This window comes from Geobacillus sp. G4 (assembly GCF_040327975.1).
Classification (GTDB): domain Bacteria; phylum Bacillota; class Bacilli; order Bacillales; family Anoxybacillaceae; genus Geobacillus; species Geobacillus thermoleovorans.
On sequence record NZ_JBEPJY010000004.1, the window covers coordinates 189,139 to 209,419 of the forward strand.

Annotated in this window: 18 protein-coding genes and 1 other annotated feature; of the genes, 14 read left to right on the plus strand and 4 right to left on the minus strand. The window is 53.6% G+C overall.

What is annotated here, in order from left to right; all coding sequences use genetic code 11:
• Nucleotides 1–7 precede the first annotated feature (7 nt).
• The 7 genes from argB (at nucleotide 8) to clpB (ending at nucleotide 10,213) form a co-directional block, all read left to right on the plus strand.
• Nucleotides 8–784, plus strand: a complete 777-nt coding sequence (gene argB, locus ABS784_RS07010; RefSeq protein WP_352511914.1) for an acetylglutamate kinase — start codon at nucleotides 8–10, stop codon at nucleotides 782–784.
• Entirely contained in the window at nucleotides 781–1,941 is a 1,161-nt protein-coding gene (locus ABS784_RS07015; protein ID WP_013146086.1) for an acetylornithine transaminase, read from the plus strand. The genes argB and ABS784_RS07015 overlap by 4 nt, the downstream gene beginning before the upstream one ends.
• An 88-nt stretch (nucleotides 1,942–2,029) precedes the next feature.
• Nucleotides 2,030–3,094, plus strand: coding sequence for a carbamoyl phosphate synthase small subunit (locus ABS784_RS07020; RefSeq protein WP_352511916.1), 1,065 nt, complete (start codon nucleotides 2,030–2,032; stop codon nucleotides 3,092–3,094).
• A complete protein-coding gene (locus tag ABS784_RS07025; RefSeq protein WP_352511918.1) occupies nucleotides 3,087–6,215 on the plus strand; it encodes a carbamoyl-phosphate synthase (glutamine-hydrolyzing) large subunit in 3,129 nt (1,042 codons plus the stop codon). The genes ABS784_RS07020 and ABS784_RS07025 overlap by 8 nt, the downstream gene beginning before the upstream one ends.
• The gene (argF, locus tag ABS784_RS07030) at nucleotides 6,212–7,150 is read left to right on the plus strand and encodes an ornithine carbamoyltransferase (RefSeq protein WP_013146083.1); all 939 of its coding nucleotides are present in this window, start codon (nucleotides 6,212–6,214) and stop codon (nucleotides 7,148–7,150) included. Before ABS784_RS07025 ends, argF begins: the two co-directional genes overlap by 4 nt.
• 190 nt (nucleotides 7,151–7,340) lie before the next feature.
• Nucleotides 7,341–7,520: a YjzC family protein gene (locus tag ABS784_RS07035; protein ID WP_011230299.1), complete on the plus strand. Its 180-nt coding sequence runs from the start codon at nucleotides 7,341–7,343 to the stop codon at nucleotides 7,518–7,520.
• 107 nt (nucleotides 7,521–7,627) lie between these two features.
• A complete protein-coding gene (gene clpB, locus ABS784_RS07040) occupies nucleotides 7,628–10,213 on the plus strand; it encodes an ATP-dependent chaperone ClpB (protein ID WP_020279632.1) in 2,586 nt (861 codons plus the stop codon).
• 227 nt (nucleotides 10,214–10,440) lie between these two features.
• Here clpB and ABS784_RS07045 read toward each other — a convergent pair whose 3' ends face one another.
• Complete coding sequence (locus tag ABS784_RS07045) at nucleotides 10,441–10,629, minus strand: YjzD family protein (RefSeq protein ID WP_025039308.1); 189 nt, start codon at nucleotides 10,627–10,629, stop codon at nucleotides 10,441–10,443.
• Nucleotides 10,630–10,762: 133 nt separating this feature from the next.
• Here ABS784_RS07045 and ABS784_RS07050 point away from each other — a divergent pair, with 133 nt between their 5' ends.
• Nucleotides 10,763–11,503 (plus strand): alpha/beta fold hydrolase, encoded by a 741-nt coding sequence (locus ABS784_RS07050; RefSeq protein ID WP_014195165.1) that lies wholly within the window; start codon nucleotides 10,763–10,765, stop codon nucleotides 11,501–11,503.
• 34 nt (nucleotides 11,504–11,537) lie between these two features.
• Here the strand turns inward: ABS784_RS07050 and ABS784_RS07055 are convergent, their stop codons facing one another.
• Complete coding sequence (locus ABS784_RS07055; protein ID WP_014195166.1) at nucleotides 11,538–11,789, minus strand: hypothetical protein; 252 nt, start codon at nucleotides 11,787–11,789, stop codon at nucleotides 11,538–11,540.
• A 258-nt stretch (nucleotides 11,790–12,047) separates the two neighbouring features.
• Here ABS784_RS07055 and ABS784_RS07060 point away from each other — a divergent pair, with 258 nt between their 5' ends.
• From ABS784_RS07060 to ABS784_RS07080, 5 genes are all read left to right on the plus strand, one after another.
• Nucleotides 12,048–12,980 carry a beta-ketoacyl-ACP synthase III gene (locus tag ABS784_RS07060; RefSeq protein ID WP_033024890.1) on the plus strand — a complete coding sequence of 311 codons (933 nt, stop codon included), beginning with the start codon at nucleotides 12,048–12,050 and terminating at the stop codon, nucleotides 12,978–12,980.
• Between the two features lie 40 nt (nucleotides 12,981–13,020).
• On the plus strand, nucleotides 13,021–14,259 hold the full coding sequence (fabF, locus tag ABS784_RS07065) for a beta-ketoacyl-ACP synthase II (protein WP_033024892.1): 1,239 nt from the start codon (nucleotides 13,021–13,023) through the stop codon (nucleotides 14,257–14,259).
• 144 nt (nucleotides 14,260–14,403) lie between these two features.
• Nucleotides 14,404–15,207: a DUF2268 domain-containing putative Zn-dependent protease gene (locus ABS784_RS07070; RefSeq protein WP_011230307.1), complete on the plus strand. Its 804-nt coding sequence runs from the start codon at nucleotides 14,404–14,406 to the stop codon at nucleotides 15,205–15,207.
• Between the two features lie 136 nt (nucleotides 15,208–15,343).
• On the plus strand, nucleotides 15,344–15,550 hold the full coding sequence (locus ABS784_RS07075; protein ID WP_011230308.1) for a YuzI family membrane protein: 207 nt from the start codon (nucleotides 15,344–15,346) through the stop codon (nucleotides 15,548–15,550).
• Between the two features lie 85 nt (nucleotides 15,551–15,635).
• Nucleotides 15,636–16,376 carry a YjbA family protein gene (locus tag ABS784_RS07080; protein WP_014195169.1) on the plus strand — a complete coding sequence of 247 codons (741 nt, stop codon included), beginning with the start codon at nucleotides 15,636–15,638 and terminating at the stop codon, nucleotides 16,374–16,376.
• Between the two features lie 61 nt (nucleotides 16,377–16,437).
• Here ABS784_RS07080 and trpS read toward each other — a convergent pair whose 3' ends face one another.
• Nucleotides 16,438–17,424 (minus strand): tryptophan--tRNA ligase, encoded by a 987-nt coding sequence (gene trpS / locus ABS784_RS07085; RefSeq protein ID WP_352511923.1) that lies wholly within the window; start codon nucleotides 17,422–17,424, stop codon nucleotides 16,438–16,440.
• 50 nt (nucleotides 17,425–17,474) lie between these two features.
• Nucleotides 17,475–17,709: a binding site (T-box leader), on the minus strand.
• A 50-nt stretch (nucleotides 17,710–17,759) separates the two neighbouring features.
• Entirely contained in the window at nucleotides 17,760–18,134 is a 375-nt protein-coding gene (locus tag ABS784_RS07090) for a DUF3899 domain-containing protein (protein ID WP_011230311.1), read from the minus strand.
• A gap of 423 nt (nucleotides 18,135–18,557) precedes the next feature.
• Between ABS784_RS07090 and ABS784_RS07095 the strand changes: the two genes are divergently transcribed.
• Nucleotides 18,558–20,213 carry a peptide ABC transporter substrate-binding protein gene (locus ABS784_RS07095; RefSeq protein WP_318538667.1) on the plus strand — a complete coding sequence of 552 codons (1,656 nt, stop codon included), beginning with the start codon at nucleotides 18,558–18,560 and terminating at the stop codon, nucleotides 20,211–20,213.
• The last annotated feature ends 68 nt before the right edge of the window (nucleotides 20,214–20,281 follow it).

Sequence of the window (20,281 nt, forward strand, 5' to 3'; positions counted from 1 at the left end):
GAGAAAGATGGGGAAAACGGTCGTCATCAAATGCGGCGGCAGCGTGCTCGATGAGCTGTCTCCCGCCTTTTTTGCCAGCGTGAACATGATGCGGGAACAAGGGATGGATGTCGTCATCGTCCACGGTGGCGGGCCGGAAATCGGGCAAATGTTGAAAAAACTGGCGGTGCCGAGCGAGTTTGTCAACGGCTTGCGGAAAACGACGAAAGAGGTGCTTGCCGTTGTGGAAATGGTGCTCTCCGGCAAAGTGAACAAACAGCTTGTGGCGATGCTCAGGCAGAACGGCTTGCCGGCGGTCGGCGTTTCCGGTGTGGACGGGGGGTTGCTTGAAGCAGAACCGATCGACTTGGCCAAACTCGGCTATGTCGGCCGTGTGAAAACGGTTCGCTCCCGTCTTTTGCGCACGCTGCTTGAGGCGGGCTACATTCCGGTCGTTTCGCCGCTTGGCATCGATCAAAACGGGCAAACATACAACATTAACGCCGACACGGCGGCTGGGGCGGTCGCGGCCGCTATCGGCGCCAGCCAGCTCGCGTTTGTGACGAACGTGCCCGGCATTTTGCGAGACGGCGCGCTCGTGGCCGAGGCGACGGCGGAAACGATTGAACGACTGATCGAAGACGGCGTCATCACGGGCGGGATGATTCCGAAAGTGAAAGCGGCGCTGTCCGCCCTGTCCGATGCGCTGCCCGAGGTGATGATCGTCAGCGGCAAAACGACGTTTTACCAGAACGGAACATGGCACGGCACAACGATTCGCAAAGAAGTGGGGGTATATTTATGAGCGCGCTGTTTCCGACATACAACCGTTGGAAGATCGCCGTCCAAGCCGCGGAAGGGACGGTTGTGACCGATGTAAACGGAAAACAATATCTCGACTTTGTCTCCGGCATTGCCGTCTGCAATCTCGGCCATCGCCATCCGCACGTCCAAAAGGCGATTGAAAAGCAGCTGAATCAATATTGGCACGTATCGAACTTGTTTACGATTCCCATTCAAGAAGAGGTCGCGTCCTTGCTTGTCGCCCACAGCGCCGGCGACTGCGTCTTTTTCTGCAATAGCGGAGCCGAGGCGAACGAAGCGGCGCTGAAGCTGGCGCGCAAACATACCGGACGACACAAAGTGATCACGTTTTCCCAATCGTTTCACGGCCGGACGTTTGCGACGATGGCGGCGACCGGGCAGGAGAAAGTGCATAGCGGTTTTGGTCCGCTGCTTCCGGAATTCATTCACTTGCCGCTGAATGATGTCGACGCTCTCAAGCAGGCAATGAACGAAGAAGTGGCCGCGGTGATGCTTGAGGTCGTCCAAGGGGAAGGCGGCGTCCGCCCGGTGGATCCGGCGTTTTTGCAAATAGCGTCGGAGCTGTGTCAACAGCACGGGGCGCTTCTGATCATCGACGAAGTGCAAACCGGCATCGGCCGGACCGGAAAGCCGTTTGCTTACCAGCATTTCGGCGTGGAGCCCGACATCATCACCGTGGCGAAAGGACTTGGAAGCGGCATTCCGGTTGGTGCGATGATCGGCAAAGCGTTTTTGAAAGAGTCGTTTGGGCCTGGCGTGCACGGGTCGACGTTTGGCGGCAACCCGATCGCGATGGCCGCTGCCAAGGCGACGTTAGAAGTGGTGTTCGATCCGGTATTTTTGCAAGAAGTGCAGGAGAAAGGCCGCTATTTGCTTGAGCGCCTCCATGACGCGCTCGCCCCGCTTGACATCGTCAAGGACGTGCGCGGGCTCGGGCTGCTTGTCGGGGTCGAGTGCCAAACGGACGTCGCGCCGCTGTTGCCATTGATTCATGAAAACGGCTTGCTTGTCCTCTCGGCGGGGCCGAAGGTGATCCGCCTGCTGCCGCCGCTTGTGGTGACGAAAGCAGAAATCGATGAAGCGGTGGACATTTTAACAAACGTGTTGAACAACGCCAACGCCTCAGCTGTCTTGTAAACGGACGGCCGATGGCTTAATTTTTATTCCTGTTCATGCATAAAAATTCTTGAACGGTTATAAAAACTCAAACGATGAGGTGGCGCCAATGAAAGCGTACTTGCATGTGGCGAGCGGAAAAACGTTCAGCGGCGAGCTCGCCGCTCCGCTTGAAGAAAAGGTGAGCGGGGAGATCGTTTTTTTCACCGGCATGACCGGTTATCAAGAAGTGTTGACCGACCCGTCGTATAAAAACCAAATCATCGTTTTTACGTACCCGCTGATCGGCAATTATGGCATTAATGAAGACGATTTTGAAAGCAAGCGGCCGCACGTCGAAGCGGTCGTCGTCTACGAAGCGAGCGGCACAGGATTTCATTACGGGGCGAAATACAGCTTGGCAGAATACTTGCAGCATTGGAACATTCCGCTTCTCACGCACGTGGACACGCGCGCCCTTGTGAAAGAAATCCGCACCGCTGGGACGATGATGGCGGAATTAAGTTTGTCGCCGATTCCAGCAGTTGCTGATGAGGAAGCGGCGTTTCTAGTGCGCGCGGTGTCAACGAAAACGATCGAAACATACGGCGAAGCCGGGCCGCATTTGGTGCTCATCGATTTCGGCTATAAAAAGTCGATTTTGCAGTCGCTTCTTGCGCGCGGCTGCCGGGTGACGGTTGTGCCGCATGATACGGCGCCGGAAGCGATTGACGCGCTGAAACCGGACGGGCTTGTCCTCTCGAACGGCCCGGGCGATCCGAAACAGTTACGCCATCAGCTTCCCGCTATCCGTCAGCTGATCGACCGGTATCCGACGCTTGCGATTTGCCTTGGCCATCAGCTCGTTGCCTTGGCGTACGGGGCGGATACGGAAAAACTCCGCTTCGGGCATCGCGGCGCCAATCAACCGGTGTGGGACGCGGTGAAACAAAACGTGATGATGACATCGCAAAACCATAGTTATGTCGTCAAAGAAGGCAGTTTGGTGGGCAAACCGTTTGACATTCGTTTCATCAACGTCAACGACGGTTCGGTCGAGGGCATCGTCCATCGCCATAAACCGATTTTGTCCGTGCAATACCATCCGGAGGCGCATCCGGGGCCGCACGATACCGGCTATATTTTCGACGAATTTTTGCAAACCGTGTTCAAGGGAGAGAACGTCTATGCCTAAAGATTCTTCGCTTCAATCGATTCTCCTGATCGGGTCGGGGCCGATCGTCATCGGCCAGGCCGCTGAGTTTGATTATTCCGGCACACAGGCGTGCATCGCCTTAAAGGAAGAAGGATACCGCGTTATTTTAGTGAACAACAATCCGGCGACGATCATGACCGATGATGTCCATGCCGATGCCGTGTATTTTGAACCGCTCACCGTTGAGGCGGTCGAAGCGATTATTGCCAAAGAACGCCCGGACGGGCTGCTCGCCACATTCGGGGGCCAGACAGGGCTCAACTTGGCGTTTCAGCTGCATGAAGCCGGCGTGCTTGAAAAGTATGGGGTGAGACTGCTCGGAACACCGATTGAAGCGATTAAGCGCGGGGAGGACCGCGAAGCGTTCCGCGCATTGATGCACGAGCTTGGCGAACCGGTGCCGGAAAGCGAAATTGTTACAAGCGTCGAGGAAGCGGTCGCGTTCGCCGAACAAATCGGTTTTCCGATCATTATTCGTCCTGCGTATACGCTCGGCGGGACGGGCGGCGGCATCGCAGAAAACATGGAGCAGTTTCTTGCTCTCGTGGAAAAAGGGCTTGCCGAAAGTCCGATCAGCCAATGTTTAATCGAACGAAGCGTCGCCGGGTTTAAAGAAATTGAATACGAAGTGATGCGCGACCAATCGAATACGTGCATTACCGTTTGCAATATGGAAAACGTCGATCCGGTCGGCATTCATACAGGAGATTCGATCGTCGTTGCACCGTCGCAGACGTTGACCGATGAAGAGTACCAAATGCTTCGTTCTTCAGCAGTGAAAATCATTTCCGCCTTAGGGATCATCGGCGGCTGCAACATTCAGTTCGCCCTTGACCCGAACAGCAAACAATATTACTTGATTGAAGTCAACCCGCGTGTCAGCCGCTCGTCAGCGCTGGCGTCCAAGGCGACCGGCTACCCGATCGCCCGCATTGCGGCGAAGCTCGCGGTCGGCTATACGCTTGCGGAACTCGTCAACCCGGTGACGAAAACGACGTACGCCAGCTTTGAACCGGCCTTGGACTATGTCGTCGTCAAGTTTCCGCGCTTGCCGTTTGACAAGTTTCCGCATGCGGATCGGAAACTCGGCACGCAAATGAAGGCGACCGGGGAAGTGATGGCGATCGACCGCAACATGGAGCGGGCGTTTCAAAAAGCGGTGCAGTCGCTCGAAGGCAAAAACAACGGACTGTTGTTGCCGGAGCTTTCGGTGAAAACGAATGATGAGCTGAAACAGCTGCTTGTCGACAAAGACGACCGCCGCTTTTTCGCGATTTTGGAACTGCTCCGCCGCGGGGTGGCGGTTGAAGCCATTCACGAATGGACGAAAATCGACCGCTTTTTCCTTTGCTCGTTCGAGCGGCTTGTCGCCCTTGAAAAACAGGCAGCGGCTGCAACGTTGGACACGATTGAGGAGCAAACGTTCCGTTTCTTGAAAGAAAAAGGATGTAGCGACGCCTTTTTAGCTGAAACGTGGGGCGTGACGGAGCTTGACGTGCGCAACAAGCGGAAGGAACTTGGCATCGTGCCGTCATACAAAATGGTCGACACGTGCGCGGCCGAATTTCATTCAGAAACGGATTATTACTACTCGACTTATTTCGGCGAAGACGAGCGAAAACAACCGAGCGGCAAAGAGAAAGTGCTGATCATTGGAGCCGGACCGATCCGCATCGGCCAAGGCATTGAGTTTGACTACAGCTCCGTTCATAGCGTGTTCGCCTTGCAAAAAGAGGGCTATGAAACGGTGATGATCAACAACAATCCGGAAACGGTGAGCACCGACTTTGCCGTCGCCGACCGTCTGTACTTTGAACCGCTGACGCTTGAGAGCGTCCTCGATGTTATCGAAGCGGAACAAATCAAGCATGTCATCGTTCAATTTGGCGGACAGACGGCGATCAATTTGGTCAAAGGGCTTGAAGAAGCCGGCGTGCCGCTGTTGGGCGTCACGTACGATATGATTGACCAGCTCGAGGACCGCGATCGTTTTTACCAGTTGCTTGAGGAGCTTGACATCCCGCACGTACCGGGCTTGATGGCGAACAACGCCGAGGAGCTCGCCGCCAAAGCGGCTGAGATCGGCTGCCCGGTGCTGCTTCGTCCGTCGTATGTCATCGGGGGCCGCGGCATGTTTATCGTCCATAGCGAGGCGCAGCTCGCTGCTTTGATCGAGCAAGGCGAGTTGACCTATCCGATTTTGATTGATGCGTATTTGGACGGGAAAGAGGCAGAAGCGGACATCGTGACGGATGGAACAGACATCGTGCTGCCGGTCATCATTGAACACGTCGAAAAAGCCGGCGTCCACTCCGGTGACAGCTATGCTTGGCTGCCGGCGCAGACGCTCACAGACGAAGAAAAAGCGAAAATCATCGACTATGCGGGCCGGATTGCGAAAAAACTCGGCTTTAAAGGAATTATGAACATTCAATACGTCATTGCGGACGGCAATGTATATGTCCTGGAAGTGAACCCGCGCGCGAGCCGGACGGTGCCGATCGTCAGCAAAACGACCGGCGTGCCGCTGGCGCAAATTGCGACAAAATTATTGCTTGGGAAATCGCTTGTCGACATCGTGGACGAAAAAGCGCGCGGCTTGGCGGTCATGCCGTACGCCGTGTTAAAGTATCCGGTCTTTTCGACCCATAAGCTGCCGGGGGTTGACCCGGTGGTTGGGCCAGAGATGAAATCGACCGGCGAAGGCATCAGCATCGCCGCGACGAAGGAAGAAGCGGCGTACAAAGCGTTTTACGCGTACTTGCGAAAGAAAGCAAACGCCAATGAAATGTATGTGATTGGCGGCATCGATGAGACGCTGGCCGCGGAAATCGAAGCGAAACAGCTTGTGATCGTGTCAGATGTCCCGTTTGCCCATTGGGTGAAGCGCGACACGGCGCTCGCGGTGATCAACTTGGGCAAAGAGGAAGACGAGGCAAACAAACGAATGACTGCGTTGTCCCGACAATTGCTCGTCTTCACGGAACGTGAGACATTGAAGCTCTTCTTGCAGGCGCTCGATGTGGATCATCTTGATGTGCAGCCGATCCACGGCTGGTTGGAAAAGAAAAAACAGGCAGAACAGGCGGTGATCGCATGAATGCAGTGATGTCATTAAAAGGGAGAGATTTTTTAACGCTGCTCGATTTTTCAACAGACGAAATTATGGACTTGTTGGCGCTAGCAGCCGATTTAAAAGCGAAACAAAAAGCCGGCGTGCCGTATGCGCCGCTTTCCGGCAAAACAATGGCGATGATTTTTGAAAAGCCCTCAACGCGCACGCGCGTGTCGTTTGAAGTCGGCATGATCCAGCTTGGCGGCCAGGCGATGTATTTAAACGGCAACGATTTGCAGCTTGGCCGCGGTGAAACGATTGCGGATACGGCGCGCGTCTTGTCGCAATACGTCGATGTCATGATGATTCGGACGTTTGCCCATCAAAAAGTCGAGGAATTGGCCGAGTATGCGTCCGTTCCGGTCATCAACGGCTTGACGGACGATGATCATCCGTGCCAGGCGCTGGCGGATTTGCTGACGATTTACGAAGCGAAGAAAACGTTCCAAGGCGTCAAACTCGCCTATGTCGGCGACGGCAACAACGTCGCCAACGCCTTGCTTGCGGCCGCAGCCAAAGTGGGAATGGATATTTTCATTGCCTGTCCGCCAGGCTATGAGCCGAAGGAGGAATACGTCGAGGCAGCGCGCCAGATCGGCGAGAAAACCGGAGCAACAGTTGTTGTGACGCACGACCCGCTTGAGGCAGTGGCCGGAGCGGATGCGATTTATACGGACGTATGGACGAGCATGGGCCAAGAAAGCGAAAGCGCCGAGCGGCTTCAAGTGTTCCAGCCGTACCAAGTGAATGAAGAGCTCGCCAAAGCGGCCAAACCCGATTACCTCTTTTTGCATTGCCTGCCGGCCCATCGAGGCGAAGAAGTGACGGCCGGCGTCATGGACGGCCCGAACTCGGTCGTATTTGAGCAGGCCGGCAACCGGCTTCATGCCCAAAAAGCGATTTTAGTGTCGATCCTATAGGAAAAAGGAATTCCCGTTTCGGGAGTTCCTTTTTTGTTCTTTGCAAGGAAAAGGATTTTCATGAGAAAAAACGTTTTTATTGTGAAGGCTTGACGCTCCGTGTGCGGCGGCCCCATCATTTCCCTTCTTATGAACAGCGGCAAAACCGGGAATGCTAACAAATGCAATCGAAGCAAGGGGGATGAAACAAATGGGCCAACCGCGCCATTTCAAACCAGGGGATAAAGCGCCGAACAACGGCGTGTACATTGAAATCGGCGAAACGGGCGACAATGTAAAACACCCGAAAAAGCTGAAACTGAAAGCCGGCGATACGTTCCCGGAAACGTCGAACCATAATCGGCATTGGACGTATTTGCGCAAACCGTGAAGCACAACAAAAGCCATTCCAAGTATGGAGTGGCTTTTGATTTGCCGTGTGCTTCGCGATCCGCTATAATGATTTATGGTCAAAGAAGGTCAAATGGAGGGAACGGCATGGACGCAAGCCGTTTGACGGAAAAACTGCAAGAGGCGCTGATGGCGGCGCAGTCGCTCGCCAAAGAACGACATCATCAACAGCTTGATGTCGAGCATCTCCTGATTGCGCTGCTCGAACAAGAAGGCGGCCTGGCGCCGCGGCTCGTGGAGCTTTCCGGCGCCGACAAGGAAAAGGCCGCTGACTGGCTTCGCAGCCAGCTTCGCCAAAAGCCTGAAGTGCATGGGGCGGACGGGCAGCTGTATGTTGCGCCCGCCTTAGCGCGGCTGCTTGAGGAGGCGGAAAACGAAGCGAAGCGAATGCAAGACGAGTACATATCGGTCGAACATGTGCTGCTCGCGTTGCCTCATGGCGCCGAGCCGGTCGCTCGGCAGCTGGCGTCGTTTGGACTGACGAAGGAAGCACTATTAGCGGCAGTGAGAAACGTAAGGGGGAATCAACGCGTGACGAGTCCACATCCGGAAGCAACCTATGAAGCGTTGGCAAAATACGGGCGCGACCTTGTCGCGGAAGCGAAAGCGGGAAAAATCGACCCGGTCATCGGCCGCGACAGTGAAATTCGCCGCATCATCCGCATTTTGTCGCGGAAGACGAAAAACAACCCGGTGTTGATCGGCGAGCCGGGCGTCGGGAAGACCGCTATTGTCGAAGGGCTCGCTCAACGCATCGTGCGCAAAGATGTCCCGGAAGGGCTGAAAGACAAAACGATTTTCGCTCTTGATATGAGCGCGCTCGTCGCCGGAGCAAAGTTTCGCGGTGAATTTGAAGAACGGCTGAAAGCGGTGTTAAACGAAATCAAAAAAAGCGACGGCCGCATCATATTGTTCATTGACGAGCTGCATACGATCGTCGGCGCCGGCAGAGCGGAAGGGGCGATTGACGCCGGCAATATGCTCAAGCCGATGCTTGCCCGCGGCGAGTTGCGCTGCATCGGGGCGACGACGCTTGATGAGTACCGGCAATACATCGAAAAAGACCCGGCGCTCGAGCGCCGCTTCCAACAAGTGCTTGTCCAAGAGCCGAGTGTCGAGGACACGATTTCGATTTTGCGCGGATTGAAAGAACGGTATGAAGTGCACCATGGAGTGAAAATCCACGATCGCGCGCTCGTCGCGGCCGCCGTTTTGTCCGACCGTTACATCTCTGACCGCTTTTTGCCTGACAAAGCGATCGATTTGGTCGATGAAGCGTGCGCGACGATCCGGACGGAAATGGAATCGATGCCGTCGGAGCTGGACGAAGTGATGCGCCGCGTCATGCAGCTTGAAATTGAAGAGGCGGCCTTAAGCAAAGAAACGGATGAAGCGAGCCGCGAGCGGCTTGCGGCATTGCAAAAAGAACTTGCCGATTTGCGTGAAAAGGCGAACGCCATGAAAGCGCAATGGCAAAAAGAAAAAGAGGCGCTTGACCGCGTCCGCCGTTTGCGCGAGGCGCTCGAGCGGGCAAAACGCGAACTGGAAGAGGCGGAAAACGAGTATGATTTAAACAAGGCGGCGGAGCTTCGCCATGGCCGCATTCCGCAGTTGGAAAAGCAACTCAAACAGCTCGAGCAAGAAATCAGTGAGCAAAGTGAAGGGAAATTGCTGCGCGAGGAAGTGACGGAAGAAGAGATTGCCGAAATCGTGTCACGCTGGACTGGCATTCCGCTCACCCGCCTCGTCGAGGGAGAGAGGGAAAAGCTGCTTCGCCTTCATGAATTGCTGCATAGACGGGTCATCGGTCAAGACGAAGCGGTCGAGCTTGTCGCTGACGCCGTCTTGCGGGCGCGGGCCGGCATGAAAGACCCGAACCGCCCGATCGGATCGTTTTTGTTCCTCGGACCGACCGGCGTCGGCAAAACGGAACTGGCCAAAGCGCTCGCCGAGGCGCTGTTTGACAGTGAGGAGCAGCTCATCCGTCTTGACATGTCCGAGTATATGGAAAAACACGCCGTCTCCCGCTTGATCGGAGCGCCGCCCGGCTATGTCGGCTATGAGGAAGGCGGCCAGCTGACCGAGGCAGTGCGGCGCAAGCCGTATTCCGTTCTGTTGTTCGATGAAATCGAAAAAGCTCATCCGGAAGTGTTCAACATCCTGCTGCAGCTGCTGGATGACGGACGGCTCACCGATTCGCAAGGGCGGACGGTCGACTTTAAAAACACGGTCGTCATTATGACATCGAACATCGGATCGCCGCTGTTGTTAGAAAACAAACATGGCGACATCGATGAAGAAACGCGCAAACAAGTGTTCGAACAACTGCGCGCCCATTTCCGCCCAGAATTTTTAAACCGGATCGACGATATCGTCTTATTTAAGCCATTGTCGATGAATGAAGTGAAAGGCATCGTCGAAAAGTTCGCCCGCGAGCTGTCGGCCCGTTTGGCCGATCGGCATATCGAACTCGTGCTGACGGAAGCGGCGAAGCAATACATCGCCGAAGCGGGCTTCGACCCAGTATACGGCGCCCGCCCGCTCAAACGGTTTATGCAAAAGCAAATCGAAACGCCGCTTGCGAAAGAGCTGATCGCTGGGCGGGTGAAAGATTACAGCACCGTCACGGTCGATGTTGACAACGGGCAGATCGCCATTCGTCCGTCGGCGTAAACGAGCTGAAGGGGGCGCCGACGACGCGGAGAGACGTGCTTCTTGTCTGCCGGGGTTGGTCGCATTGTTTGAGCATGGGCGGAAAACACAAGCCCAGATCAATATGGATGGAATGCTCCTCCACTTACCCTATATAGGTGTTGAAGTGGGAGGATTCTCGGTTAAAGATGACAAAAAACAACGCCTTGGGACTTTCACCCCAAGGCGTTGTCTTATGAAGCGAATGATCAATGATGGTGATCCCCGGCCGGCTCGTCCGGAATCAAGGCTGCAATCACGAAGACTAAGATCGTCACGATCACGCCAAGCAAGGCGCCGGTTGCGAAATCATAGCCGATCCCTTGCATCGAGCCCATGACGTACGTTGCCATTTGCACGAGCAAAAACGTCCAAAAAAACGTCCAAAACAAGCGCATCTTTGTTCCTCCCATCTTCTCGTCATTCCTTTTCTTATCTTATCACAATTTGTCACGTAGGCATATACCCGGACGTTTTTTTTGGCCGCGCATATCGTATACTGTACCATTATGCATTGCCAAACAAGGGTGAATGGAAACGATGGCAGGACAACGGCGGTTTTTTCAACTCGATGAGCAATGGTGCATCGTTCACGTGCCGGAGCGCCCAAATGGGTTTGCCCTTTTTTTAATGGGCGACGGCGACCATTTTGTGAACGAACAGACGAGTTTTTGGCTCGAGCATCCGGGGCGGCGCCAATGGCTGGAAGATTGGTTGGAACGTGGGTATACGGTCTTTTCGTCCCATTTGTACGGCCGGCATTGGGGAAGTCCGAAAGCGGTCCGGCTGGCGCGCCAACTCATTTACTCGGTGTTGAAAAGCGAAATTGTGAACCAGCGCATCTATATCGTTGCCGAAGGAATGGGCGCGCTCGTTGCCTTGCAACTGCTTGGCGCCATGCCAAGTCAAATCCGCGCCGTCGCCATGATCAACCCTTGCCTTGATGTTCGCGCCCAGCTTGACTATGAACAGGAACATCCATTCGTGTACCGGCGGATGGTGAGGGAAATCGCGACTGCCTATGGCTTGAAAGAAGAGGAGGTGCCCGAGGCTGTTCCGTCCCTCTTTCTCAGTCCTCATGACGTTCCGGTGACGATTTGGCAGCTGGCCGGAGTGAGCCCGTATCCATCCGCCTTGCATAGCCGTAAATATGAACAATGGATGAAAACGACAAACAACCGGGTGCGCGTCGTTTACGAGCTGCCGGAGAAACGGCGCCAACTGGCTCGACAAATCGGGCAATTTTTCTGCCAATACAATGAACTCCCGTAAACGACAAGGGCAGACGCATCGACCGGTGCGTCTGCTATTTTTTCAATAAGTCGACGAGCGAGGTGATCTTTTTCACGAGCGGTTTTAATTGTTGCAATGAGTCGGCTAGCGTATTGACGTTTTCAAACAGCTTCATGAAATCGATGTTCGGCAGTAAAGGCGGTTCTGCCCCGCTCCCTTGATCTTCGCGCTCGCCGGTTGCGCGAGAAGGAAAAGATCCGAACATTAGGCGGGAAAAACGGTCTTGCCGTTCGCGATGTTGTTCTTGTGCTTCGCCGTTGGCCATGGGCGATCCTCCCTTTCATGCGATGGTTGCTCGTATTTGTATTGTATGGCAGAAGGGAAAAAGCGGTTTGGACAAATGCCTTAGGGGTACGGAAAGCGCTGGTTCAACTTTCGTTTTCTATTGCGCATCCACGCTCTTTCGGCTAAAATTAGTACCAAGTAATAATAATTGGTGATGTAGACTGATTGTACATTCAAGTTTGGTTGTCAGCGTGAGCGTTTTTTTGCCATTTTGGGAAAGAAAGAGGAGATGAATGATATGGGAGCAGGAATTATCGGGGTCGGCCGCTATGTGCCGGAAAAAGTGTTGACCAACTTTGATTTGGAAAAAATGATGGATACATCGGATGAATGGATCCGGACGCGCACCGGGATCGAGGAGCGCCGCATCGCTCCGGATGACATCGATACGTCCCATATGGCGTATTTTGCCGCAGAAAGGGCGCTTCAAGACGCTGGCATGGAGGCGAAGGATATTGATCTCATTTTAGTTGCCACCGTCACTCCGGACCGTCCGTTTCCGTCGGTCGCTTGCATGCTGCAAGAGCGGCTTGGCGCCGTCAACGCCGCTGCGCTTGATATCAGCGCTGCCTGTGCGGGGTTTATGTACGGGATGGTCACGGCCGCCCAATTTATTGACACAGGCGCCTACAAGTATATATTAGTAGTGGGGGCAGACAAACTATCGAAAATCACCGATTGGACCGACCGCAACACGGCGGTGCTGTTCGGCGACGGCGCCGGAGCGGTCGTCATGGGTCCGGTGTCGCCCGGGCGCGGGATTTTATCTTTCGAGTTGGGAGCTGACGGAACAGGAGGAAAACATTTATACAAAGACGAATATATCGTCATGAACGGCCGTGAAGTATTCAAGTTCGCCGTCCGGCAAATGGGAGAATTAAGCGTGCGTGTGCTTGAAAAAGCCGGGCTCACGAAAGACGATGTCGACTTTCTCATTCCGCATCAAGCGAACATTCGCATCGTCGAAGCGGCCAGACAGCGGCTCGAGCTGCCAGAAGAGAAAATATCGACAACCATCCGTCGATATGGCAACACGTCGGCCGCATCCATTCCGATTTCGCTTGTAGAAGAGTTGGAAGCGGGCAAAATCCATGACGATGATCTCATCATTATGGTCGGATTCGGCGGCGGGCTGACGTGGGGCGCGATCGCTTTGCGCTGGGGCCGTTAACGGCACGTATATTATCGAAATAAAAGGAGAGACGGAAACGATGGAAAAAAGACGAGTCGTCGTGACAGGCATAGGCGCCGTCACCCCGCTTGGGAATGACGCAGAAACGACGTGGAAAAACATTATCGCCGGCCAGTCCGGCATCGACATTGTCACTCGCGTCAATCCGGACGACTTTCCGGCGAAAGTGGCGGCGGAAGTGAAAGACTTCGATCCGTCGCTGTTTATCGACCGCCGCGAGGCGCGGAAGATGGACCGATTTACCCAATTCGCCGTCGCTGCGGCGCTCATGGCGGTCAAAGATGCCAATCTCGACATTAATGAAAGCAACGCTGAACGGGTCGGTGTTTGGATTGGTTCTGGCATCGGCGGCATGGAGACGTTTGAACAGCAGTTTGAGATTTTCCAGCAGCGCGGTTATCGCCGAGTGAGCCCGTTTTTCGTGCCAATGATGATCCCGGATATGGCCGCTGGGCAAGTATCGATCATCCTCGGAGCGAAAGGGATCAATTCGTGCACGGTGACCGCTTGCGCGACCGGGGCGAACTCGATCGGTGATGCGTTTAAAGTCATTCAGCGCGGCGACGCCGATGTCATGATCACCGGCGGGACGGAAGCGCCGATTACGAAAATGTCGTTCGCCGGTTTTTGCGCCAGTACGGCTCTTTCAACCAATCCAGATCCAAAAACGGCGAGCCGCCCATTTGACAAAAACCGCGACGGTTTCGTCATGGGTGAGGGAGCAGGCATCGTTGTTCTTGAGGAATTGGAGCACGCGTTGCGCCGCGGCGCGAAGATTTACGCCGAAATTGTCGGTTACGGTGCGACCGCCGATGCGTATCATATCACCGCACCGGCGCCGGGCGGCGAAGGCGGCGTGCGGGCGATGCGCCAAGCGCTTCATGACGCTGGCCTGAAGCCGGAGGAGATCGATTACATCAACGCCCACGGCACGAGCACCGATTACAATGATAAGTATGAGACGGCGGCGATCAAAGAAGTATTCGGCGATCATGCCTATAAGCTCGCCGTCAGCTCGACGAAGTCGATGACTGGGCATTTGCTCGGGGCGACCGGCGCGGTGGAAGCGATTTTCTCCGTGCTGGCGATCCGCGACGGCATCATTCCGCCGACGATCAACTACGAAACACCGGATCCGGAATGCGACCTCGACTATGTGCCGAATGAAGCGCGCAAGCAAGACGTGCGTGTGGTCTTAAGCAACTCATTTGGATTTGGCGGCCATAATGCGACATTGATTTTTAAAAAATATGTGTAATGGATGAAAAGGAGAGCCTTGGTTGAGCAGAGCTGAAAACGCGTGACTAACGGCGGGTTCGGTTCAGCGTCAGGCTCTCTTTTTTGTTTTGTTTCACCGTCTTTTCCCTGCCGACATAACGTAAGAGAAAAGGAGGGAAAAGCGATGGGATTGCTTCCGACCGATCGATGGCTTGAAGAGGATGAAGGCGATCCGCTCCGGTTGTGCGCACGGTTGGCGCCGCTTTTTGGCAAGATGCCGGCGCGTGAGATTTACAGCTATTTACGGCTGTATGGCATGTACCGAAGCACTCGGCAGGCCGAGCGGCTTTTGCCGGAGATGAAAGAGCGCCGTCTTTGGGAACGTCTTGGCCGTTTGTATGAACGGCAACGGGGGATATGGAAGGGACCGGACGTTCCGGTATTTTTGCTGCCGGCCGATGACGAAAACCGGAAGCTTGTGCGCGAATTCCAAGGAAAAGGCGGGGTGGCGTTTGCTGATAAATTGTTTTTCTTCTTGCTGCCGGATCATGGCGACGAGGAGATCGCCGCGTTGGTGGCGCATGAATACAACCATGTATGCCGTCTCAAGCAGTTGCCGAACGAAGGCGAAGATGCGACGTTGCTGGATGCAGTCGTTATGGAAGGATTGGCGGAGCATGCCGTCGCCGAGACAGTCGGCGTCAAGCAGTGTGCGGGATGGACGAAGTATTACACCGATCGGGAGATGGAACGGTTTTGGCGGCGTTATATTGTCCCGAACCAACATTTGCCCGTTTCGCATCCGCATACTTCCCGCATTTTGTACGGGCTTGGATGGCATCCGAAAATGGGGGGCTATGCCGTTGGGTATGCCATCATCCGTCGTTGCCTAGAAAGAGGCTATTCGCTCGCCCAATTGATGAAGATGGAAGCGAAAGACATCGCGGAGTTGGCGGGCTTTTCAGGCAAACAGCAAGGAGCGTCTTAGCTCGAAACCGCATGGCGACCGCCGCTGTCCGGTTATCACAAGAATCTTAGGGGCATCGGGCGCAAACAGGCATGTTGTCCAGGGCGCCGACATATATGTAGAACAAGGACGTGGACAAGAAGGAAGGGAAAGCCCGGTGGTCCGCCTGTTTTTTTATTTGGTCGGTTTCGGTTTTTCAGTCGTCGGCGGCATGATGGTGATCGCCTATTTGAACATCATCACTCCAGAGCGCGGTTTTAGCGAATACTTATCTTATATTTCGACAAGGGTGGAATGTTATTTATTCCCTATTGGCCTTCTTTTGATGTGGGGGAGCTTGACGTTTCCAAGCCGCAGCCCCTAGAGGGGAAAAGAGGACGAAATGGAATAAAATTCTCCCCCTCTGCCTATACTGATGGACAAACACGTCTGGAAGTGAGGGGTCTCGCATGCTTTATCTGCACGACATTTGGGTCAACTGGTTTGAAGGAGAAGAGAACGGATACAACGTCTGCCATTTCCATGAATGGCGCAAGGACGATCAAATCGAGCTGCTCGACCAAGTGCCGCTGTTAAAAGTATCCCCGGCCCTGTTTCATTACATTGAAAACAGCTTGTCCGATCTTCCAAAACCGCTGCTAGACGATGTACATCAGAAGGCGTATGTCCGCAAAAACCATGAACGCATTCAGCTGGACTATTGTTTCGTTGTCACGGACGGCGCCGGCGTTTTGGCTGTCGATACAATCGGTTATCAAATCCCGATTCGCAAAAGCCGTCTCATTCCGCGTCAGGAACAACTCGTCTACGAAATGGCGGCCGAAGCGGAGGAACGGGACTATCCGCTGCCGAGGTATGAAAAAGAATACCACATTTTATCGCCGGCTCCGGAACTGATGTGCGGACTCACGCGCAAAGAGCGGCAGTTGAAACAGCTGTTGTTTATGGCGCTTGACCAGCTTTATTCGACAAAAAATGCTGCCCAGATGCGCTATTGGTATACGGAATGGGCGCCGGAAAAATACGCCGCTATTCAAAAAATGTCTTTTGATGAAGCGTGGGAACAATTGTATAACGAGACGAAATACGGGTGGTCCGAACGGCATGAGCAGCTGTGCGAAAACTTGATCAAAGGGCAGCCATTTTTCGAAAAACTGTGGGAAATGGAGCAAGAACCAAAAGTCAATTAAAAAACGGGCCAAGGCGATAGGCGCCTGCCCGTTTTTGTATGGCTTCGCTGGATGCGGCTATTTACCGCCGCCGCCCGAGCCCCATGGCTTGCTCCATTTTGCGCACCATTTCCGATGCAACCCGATTTGCTTTTTCCGCCCCTTCATCCAACACGCGATCAAGCTCCTCGCTTTCCATCCAATGGTGATACCGCTCTTGAATCGGTCGAAGCGTTTCGATGACGACTTGAGCGAGGTCTGCTTTGAAGACGCCGTATCCTTTTCCTTCGTATTGCCGCTCCAACTCCTCGATCGATTGACCGGATAGCGTCGAATAAATATTGAGCAAGTTCGAAATGCCTGGCTTCGCTTCTTTGTCGTAGCGAATCGTTCCTTCCGAGTCGGTGACCGCGCTTTTGATCTTCTTCTCGATCGTTTTCGCATCGTCAAGCAGTGTGATGTACGCTTTCGGGTTGGGGTCGGATTTGCTCATTTTTTTCGTCGGGTCGACAAGCGACATGATGCGGGCGCCGACTTTCGGAATGCGCGCCTCAGGGATCGTGAACAGCTCGCCATACCGTTTGTTGAAGCGCTCGGCCAGATCCCGCGTCAATTCGATATGCTGCTTTTGATCATCGCCGACCGGGACGATGTCGGTGTTATAAAGCAAAATGTCAGCGGCCATCAGCGGCGGGTACGTGAGCAGTCCGGCGCTGACCGCCTCTTTGCCGGCCGATTTTTCTTTAAATTGCGTCATCCGCTCAAGTTCGCCGATATAAACGATGCACTGCAGCATCCAAGCGGCTTGAGCGTGCGCCGGCACTTCTGACTGGATGAACAACGTCGCTTGCGTCGGGTCGATGCCGGCTGCTAAATACAAAGCGGCGAGGCGGCGGATGTTTTGCCGCAGTTCGTGTGGGTCTTGCCAAACGGTAATGGCGTGTTGGTCAACGATGCAAAAATAGCAGTTGTATTCATGCTGCAGCTCGACAAACTGCCGCAGCGCCCCGATGTAGTTGCCAAGGGTGATGACGCCGCTTGGCTGAATGCCGGAAAAAATGGTTTTCATCGATCTTCACTCCCTCAAGCAAAAAATAAAAAAGGCCCTGCCAGCCCTCTGATAGGGACGGTAGGACCGCGGTGCCACCCTACTTATTGCGCCGACAAGCGCAATCGCTCAGCCCATGCTTAGCGCATGGCCCCCTGTAACGCGGGGAAACGTCCTCGCCTACTGCGTCGCCGGTTCGGCGGGAAGCTCGAAAGCCCATTCCATATGGCTAGCCGCTTGTTCGCACCGTCCACAAGCTCTCTGAAGGCATCGCCAATATGTACTCTTCTTTCTCATCGCTCGGTTGATCCTAGATTTGCCTTATATTATACGGAAAACATTCAGCTGTTGCAACCTTATTGCACGGCATATCCGGCGGCAATCATCGCCAGAAACAGAAGCAGACCAGAAAAGAGAAGCGGATACGTGATGGCGAAACGCCGCGGACCGAGCAGCTCATCCGATTCATGTTCTGCTGCCGCTTCCTCAAGATACCGCTCCACCTTCGTTCGATTCCTGCGCAATCGGCGAAACCCGTATGCGAATCCGCTGAAAAACCCGCGTTCATAAACAAACAAAAGCCCGCCAAGCGACAGAGGCAAAAGGGAGAGCAAAAACGAAACGTTAATAAAGGCCACCGTACTCCATGCTCCTTGCCCTATTACGATGAGTGCGCTTGCCGCCAGCATCGCGGCGACGAGCCATCCAGTCCGCACAGCCGTTTGTTTCATATCGTCTGTTCCCGCCTTTCCCTTCTCACTGCTTATTTTATCATAAATCATGTGGGCGGGAAGATTGTCAAAATTATTAACAAAATTATATTGAAAAATATAGAAGAAACCTGGAAGTTCAGGAGAGATTTGCTTCGCAGCTGAGAGAAAGGGCAAAAAAATTATATTGTAAGCGCTTTCTTTTTTGTAGGCAGAAATTTTTTATTTGCAATGGTGACAAAAGTCAGCACAACACGGATGGAAATGCAAGCTGATCCTCATCCCACTTATAAGTAGTTTGAAATTTTTTTATTTAAGAAAATAAAAAAATCCTTTTCAAATATACTAACACAGGATATAATAAGCGATGTAAGTACAATCTTCTGAAATCAAATGGTTCAGAAGATTTGTAATACGCTACATAAATTTTAAGGGGGGTTTTTAGTGAAGAAGCGATTCTCTTTCTTCCTCGTGCTGCTTCTCGCGCTGTCGACGTTTTTAGCGGCGTGCGGCGGGGGCGGCAAGGACAGCAACAATGCCCAAGGCGGCCAGGGCGGCGAAAAGCCGGCGGAGAAGAAGGAGCAGGTGCTGAACTTGCTTGAAAGCCAAGAGATCCCGTCGCTTGATTCGGCGCTTGCCACTGATGCGGTGTCGTTCATTGTTTTGAACAACGTCATGGAAGGTCTGTACCGTTTAGGCAAAGACAACAAGCCGGTGCCAGGGATCGCGGAAAGCTATGAAGTGAGCCAAGACGGCAAAACGTATACATTCAAGCTTCGCAAAGATGCGAAATGGTCCAACGGCGATCCGGTGACGGCGCACGATTTCGAATTCGCTTGGAAGCGCGTGCTTGATCCGAAGACGAAATCGGAATATGCGTACATCATGTACGACATTAAAAACGCGGAAGAAGCCAACACAGGCAAGGTGCCGCTTGACCAAGTCGGCGTCAAAGCCCTTGATGACTACACCCTTAAAGTCGAGCTGAAAAACCCAGTTCCGTATTTCGTCGGCTTGACAGCGTTTGGCACGTTTATGCCGCAAAACGAAAAATTTGTGAAAGCTCAAGGCGAAAAATACGGACTTGAAGCCAACACGACGCTGTACAACGGCCCGTTCGTGTTGAGCGAGTGGAAGCACGAACAAGGTTGGGTATATACGAAAAACCCAAACTACTGGGACAAAGACAACGTCAAGCTGGAAAAAGTCAATGTGAAAGTTGTGAAAGACACGGCAACGGCCGTCAACTTGTATGAAACAAAACAAGCGGACCGCGTCGGCTTGACGGCGGAGTTCGTGGATAAGTACAAAAACGACAAAAACTTCCATACGAAATTGGATCCGTCGCTCTATTGGCTGCGCATGAACACGAAAAAAGAACCGTTGAACAACGTCAACGCCCGCAAAGCGATTGCGATGGCCATCGACACGCAAGCGATGGTCGATACGCTCTTGAACAACGGTTCGATTCCGGCGAAGTTCACCGTTCCGAAAGACTTCGTCACCGGTCCGGATGGCAAAGACTTCCGCGATGTGAATGGCGATTTGGTCAATTACAATCCGGATGAAGCGAAAAAATTGTGGGAGCAAGCGAAAAAAGAGCTGGGCAAAGACAAATTTACGCTTGAACTGCTGAACTATGACACCGACAACGCGAAGAAAATCGGCGAGTATGTGAAAGCGCAGCTTGAACAAAACTTGCCGGGCTTGACGATCAACATTAAGCAACAACCGTTTGCACAAAAACTGAAGCTCGAAAGCAACATGCAATATGATTTGTCGTTCTCCGGCTGGGGTCCGGACTATCAAGACCCAATGACGTTCCTGCAGCTTTGGACGTCGACAAGCCCGCACAACGAAACAGGCTGGTCGAATCCTGAGTACGACAAGCTGATCAAAGACGCGCAAACGACGCTTGCCAACGATCAGCAAGCTCGTTGGGATGCGATGCTGAAAGCAGAAAAAATCGTCTTTGAAGGAATGCCGATCGCTCCGCTGTACCAACGCGGCGCTGCCTATTTGCAACGCGAGTATGTCAAAGACTTCGTCACGCATACATTCGGCGCCGACTACAGCTTGAAATGGGCGTATGTCGAGTAATCCGTTGTTCTCTTGAAAATGCGGAGGAGAGTATATGCCTAGGCATATACTCTCCTTTTGCCTGCCAA

Coding starts and splice junctions, on each gene's coding strand:
- argB (WP_352511914.1), top strand. CDS start 8: ATGGGGAAAACGGTCGTCATCAAATGCGGCGGCAGCGTGCTCGATGAG.
- ABS784_RS07015 (WP_013146086.1), top strand. CDS start 781: ATGAGCGCGCTGTTTCCGACATACAACCGTTGGAAGATCGCCGTCCAA.
- ABS784_RS07020 (WP_352511916.1), top strand. CDS start 2,030: ATGAAAGCGTACTTGCATGTGGCGAGCGGAAAAACGTTCAGCGGCGAG.
- ABS784_RS07025 (WP_352511918.1), top strand. CDS start 3,087: ATGCCTAAAGATTCTTCGCTTCAATCGATTCTCCTGATCGGGTCGGGG.
- argF (WP_013146083.1), top strand. CDS start 6,212: ATGAATGCAGTGATGTCATTAAAAGGGAGAGATTTTTTAACGCTGCTC.
- ABS784_RS07035 (WP_011230299.1), top strand. CDS start 7,341: ATGGGCCAACCGCGCCATTTCAAACCAGGGGATAAAGCGCCGAACAAC.
- clpB (WP_020279632.1), top strand. CDS start 7,628: ATGGACGCAAGCCGTTTGACGGAAAAACTGCAAGAGGCGCTGATGGCG.
- ABS784_RS07045 (WP_025039308.1), bottom strand. CDS start 10,629: ATGCGCTTGTTTTGGACGTTTTTTTGGACGTTTTTGCTCGTGCAAATG.
- ABS784_RS07050 (WP_014195165.1), top strand. CDS start 10,763: ATGGAAACGATGGCAGGACAACGGCGGTTTTTTCAACTCGATGAGCAA.
- ABS784_RS07055 (WP_014195166.1), bottom strand. CDS start 11,789: ATGGCCAACGGCGAAGCACAAGAACAACATCGCGAACGGCAAGACCGT.
- ABS784_RS07060 (WP_033024890.1), top strand. CDS start 12,048: ATGGGAGCAGGAATTATCGGGGTCGGCCGCTATGTGCCGGAAAAAGTG.
- fabF (WP_033024892.1), top strand. CDS start 13,021: ATGGAAAAAAGACGAGTCGTCGTGACAGGCATAGGCGCCGTCACCCCG.
- ABS784_RS07070 (WP_011230307.1), top strand. CDS start 14,404: ATGGGATTGCTTCCGACCGATCGATGGCTTGAAGAGGATGAAGGCGAT.
- ABS784_RS07080 (WP_014195169.1), top strand. CDS start 15,636: ATGCTTTATCTGCACGACATTTGGGTCAACTGGTTTGAAGGAGAAGAG.
- trpS (WP_352511923.1), bottom strand. CDS start 17,424: ATGAAAACCATTTTTTCCGGCATTCAGCCAAGCGGCGTCATCACCCTT.
- ABS784_RS07090 (WP_011230311.1), bottom strand. CDS start 18,134: ATGAAACAAACGGCTGTGCGGACTGGATGGCTCGTCGCCGCGATGCTG.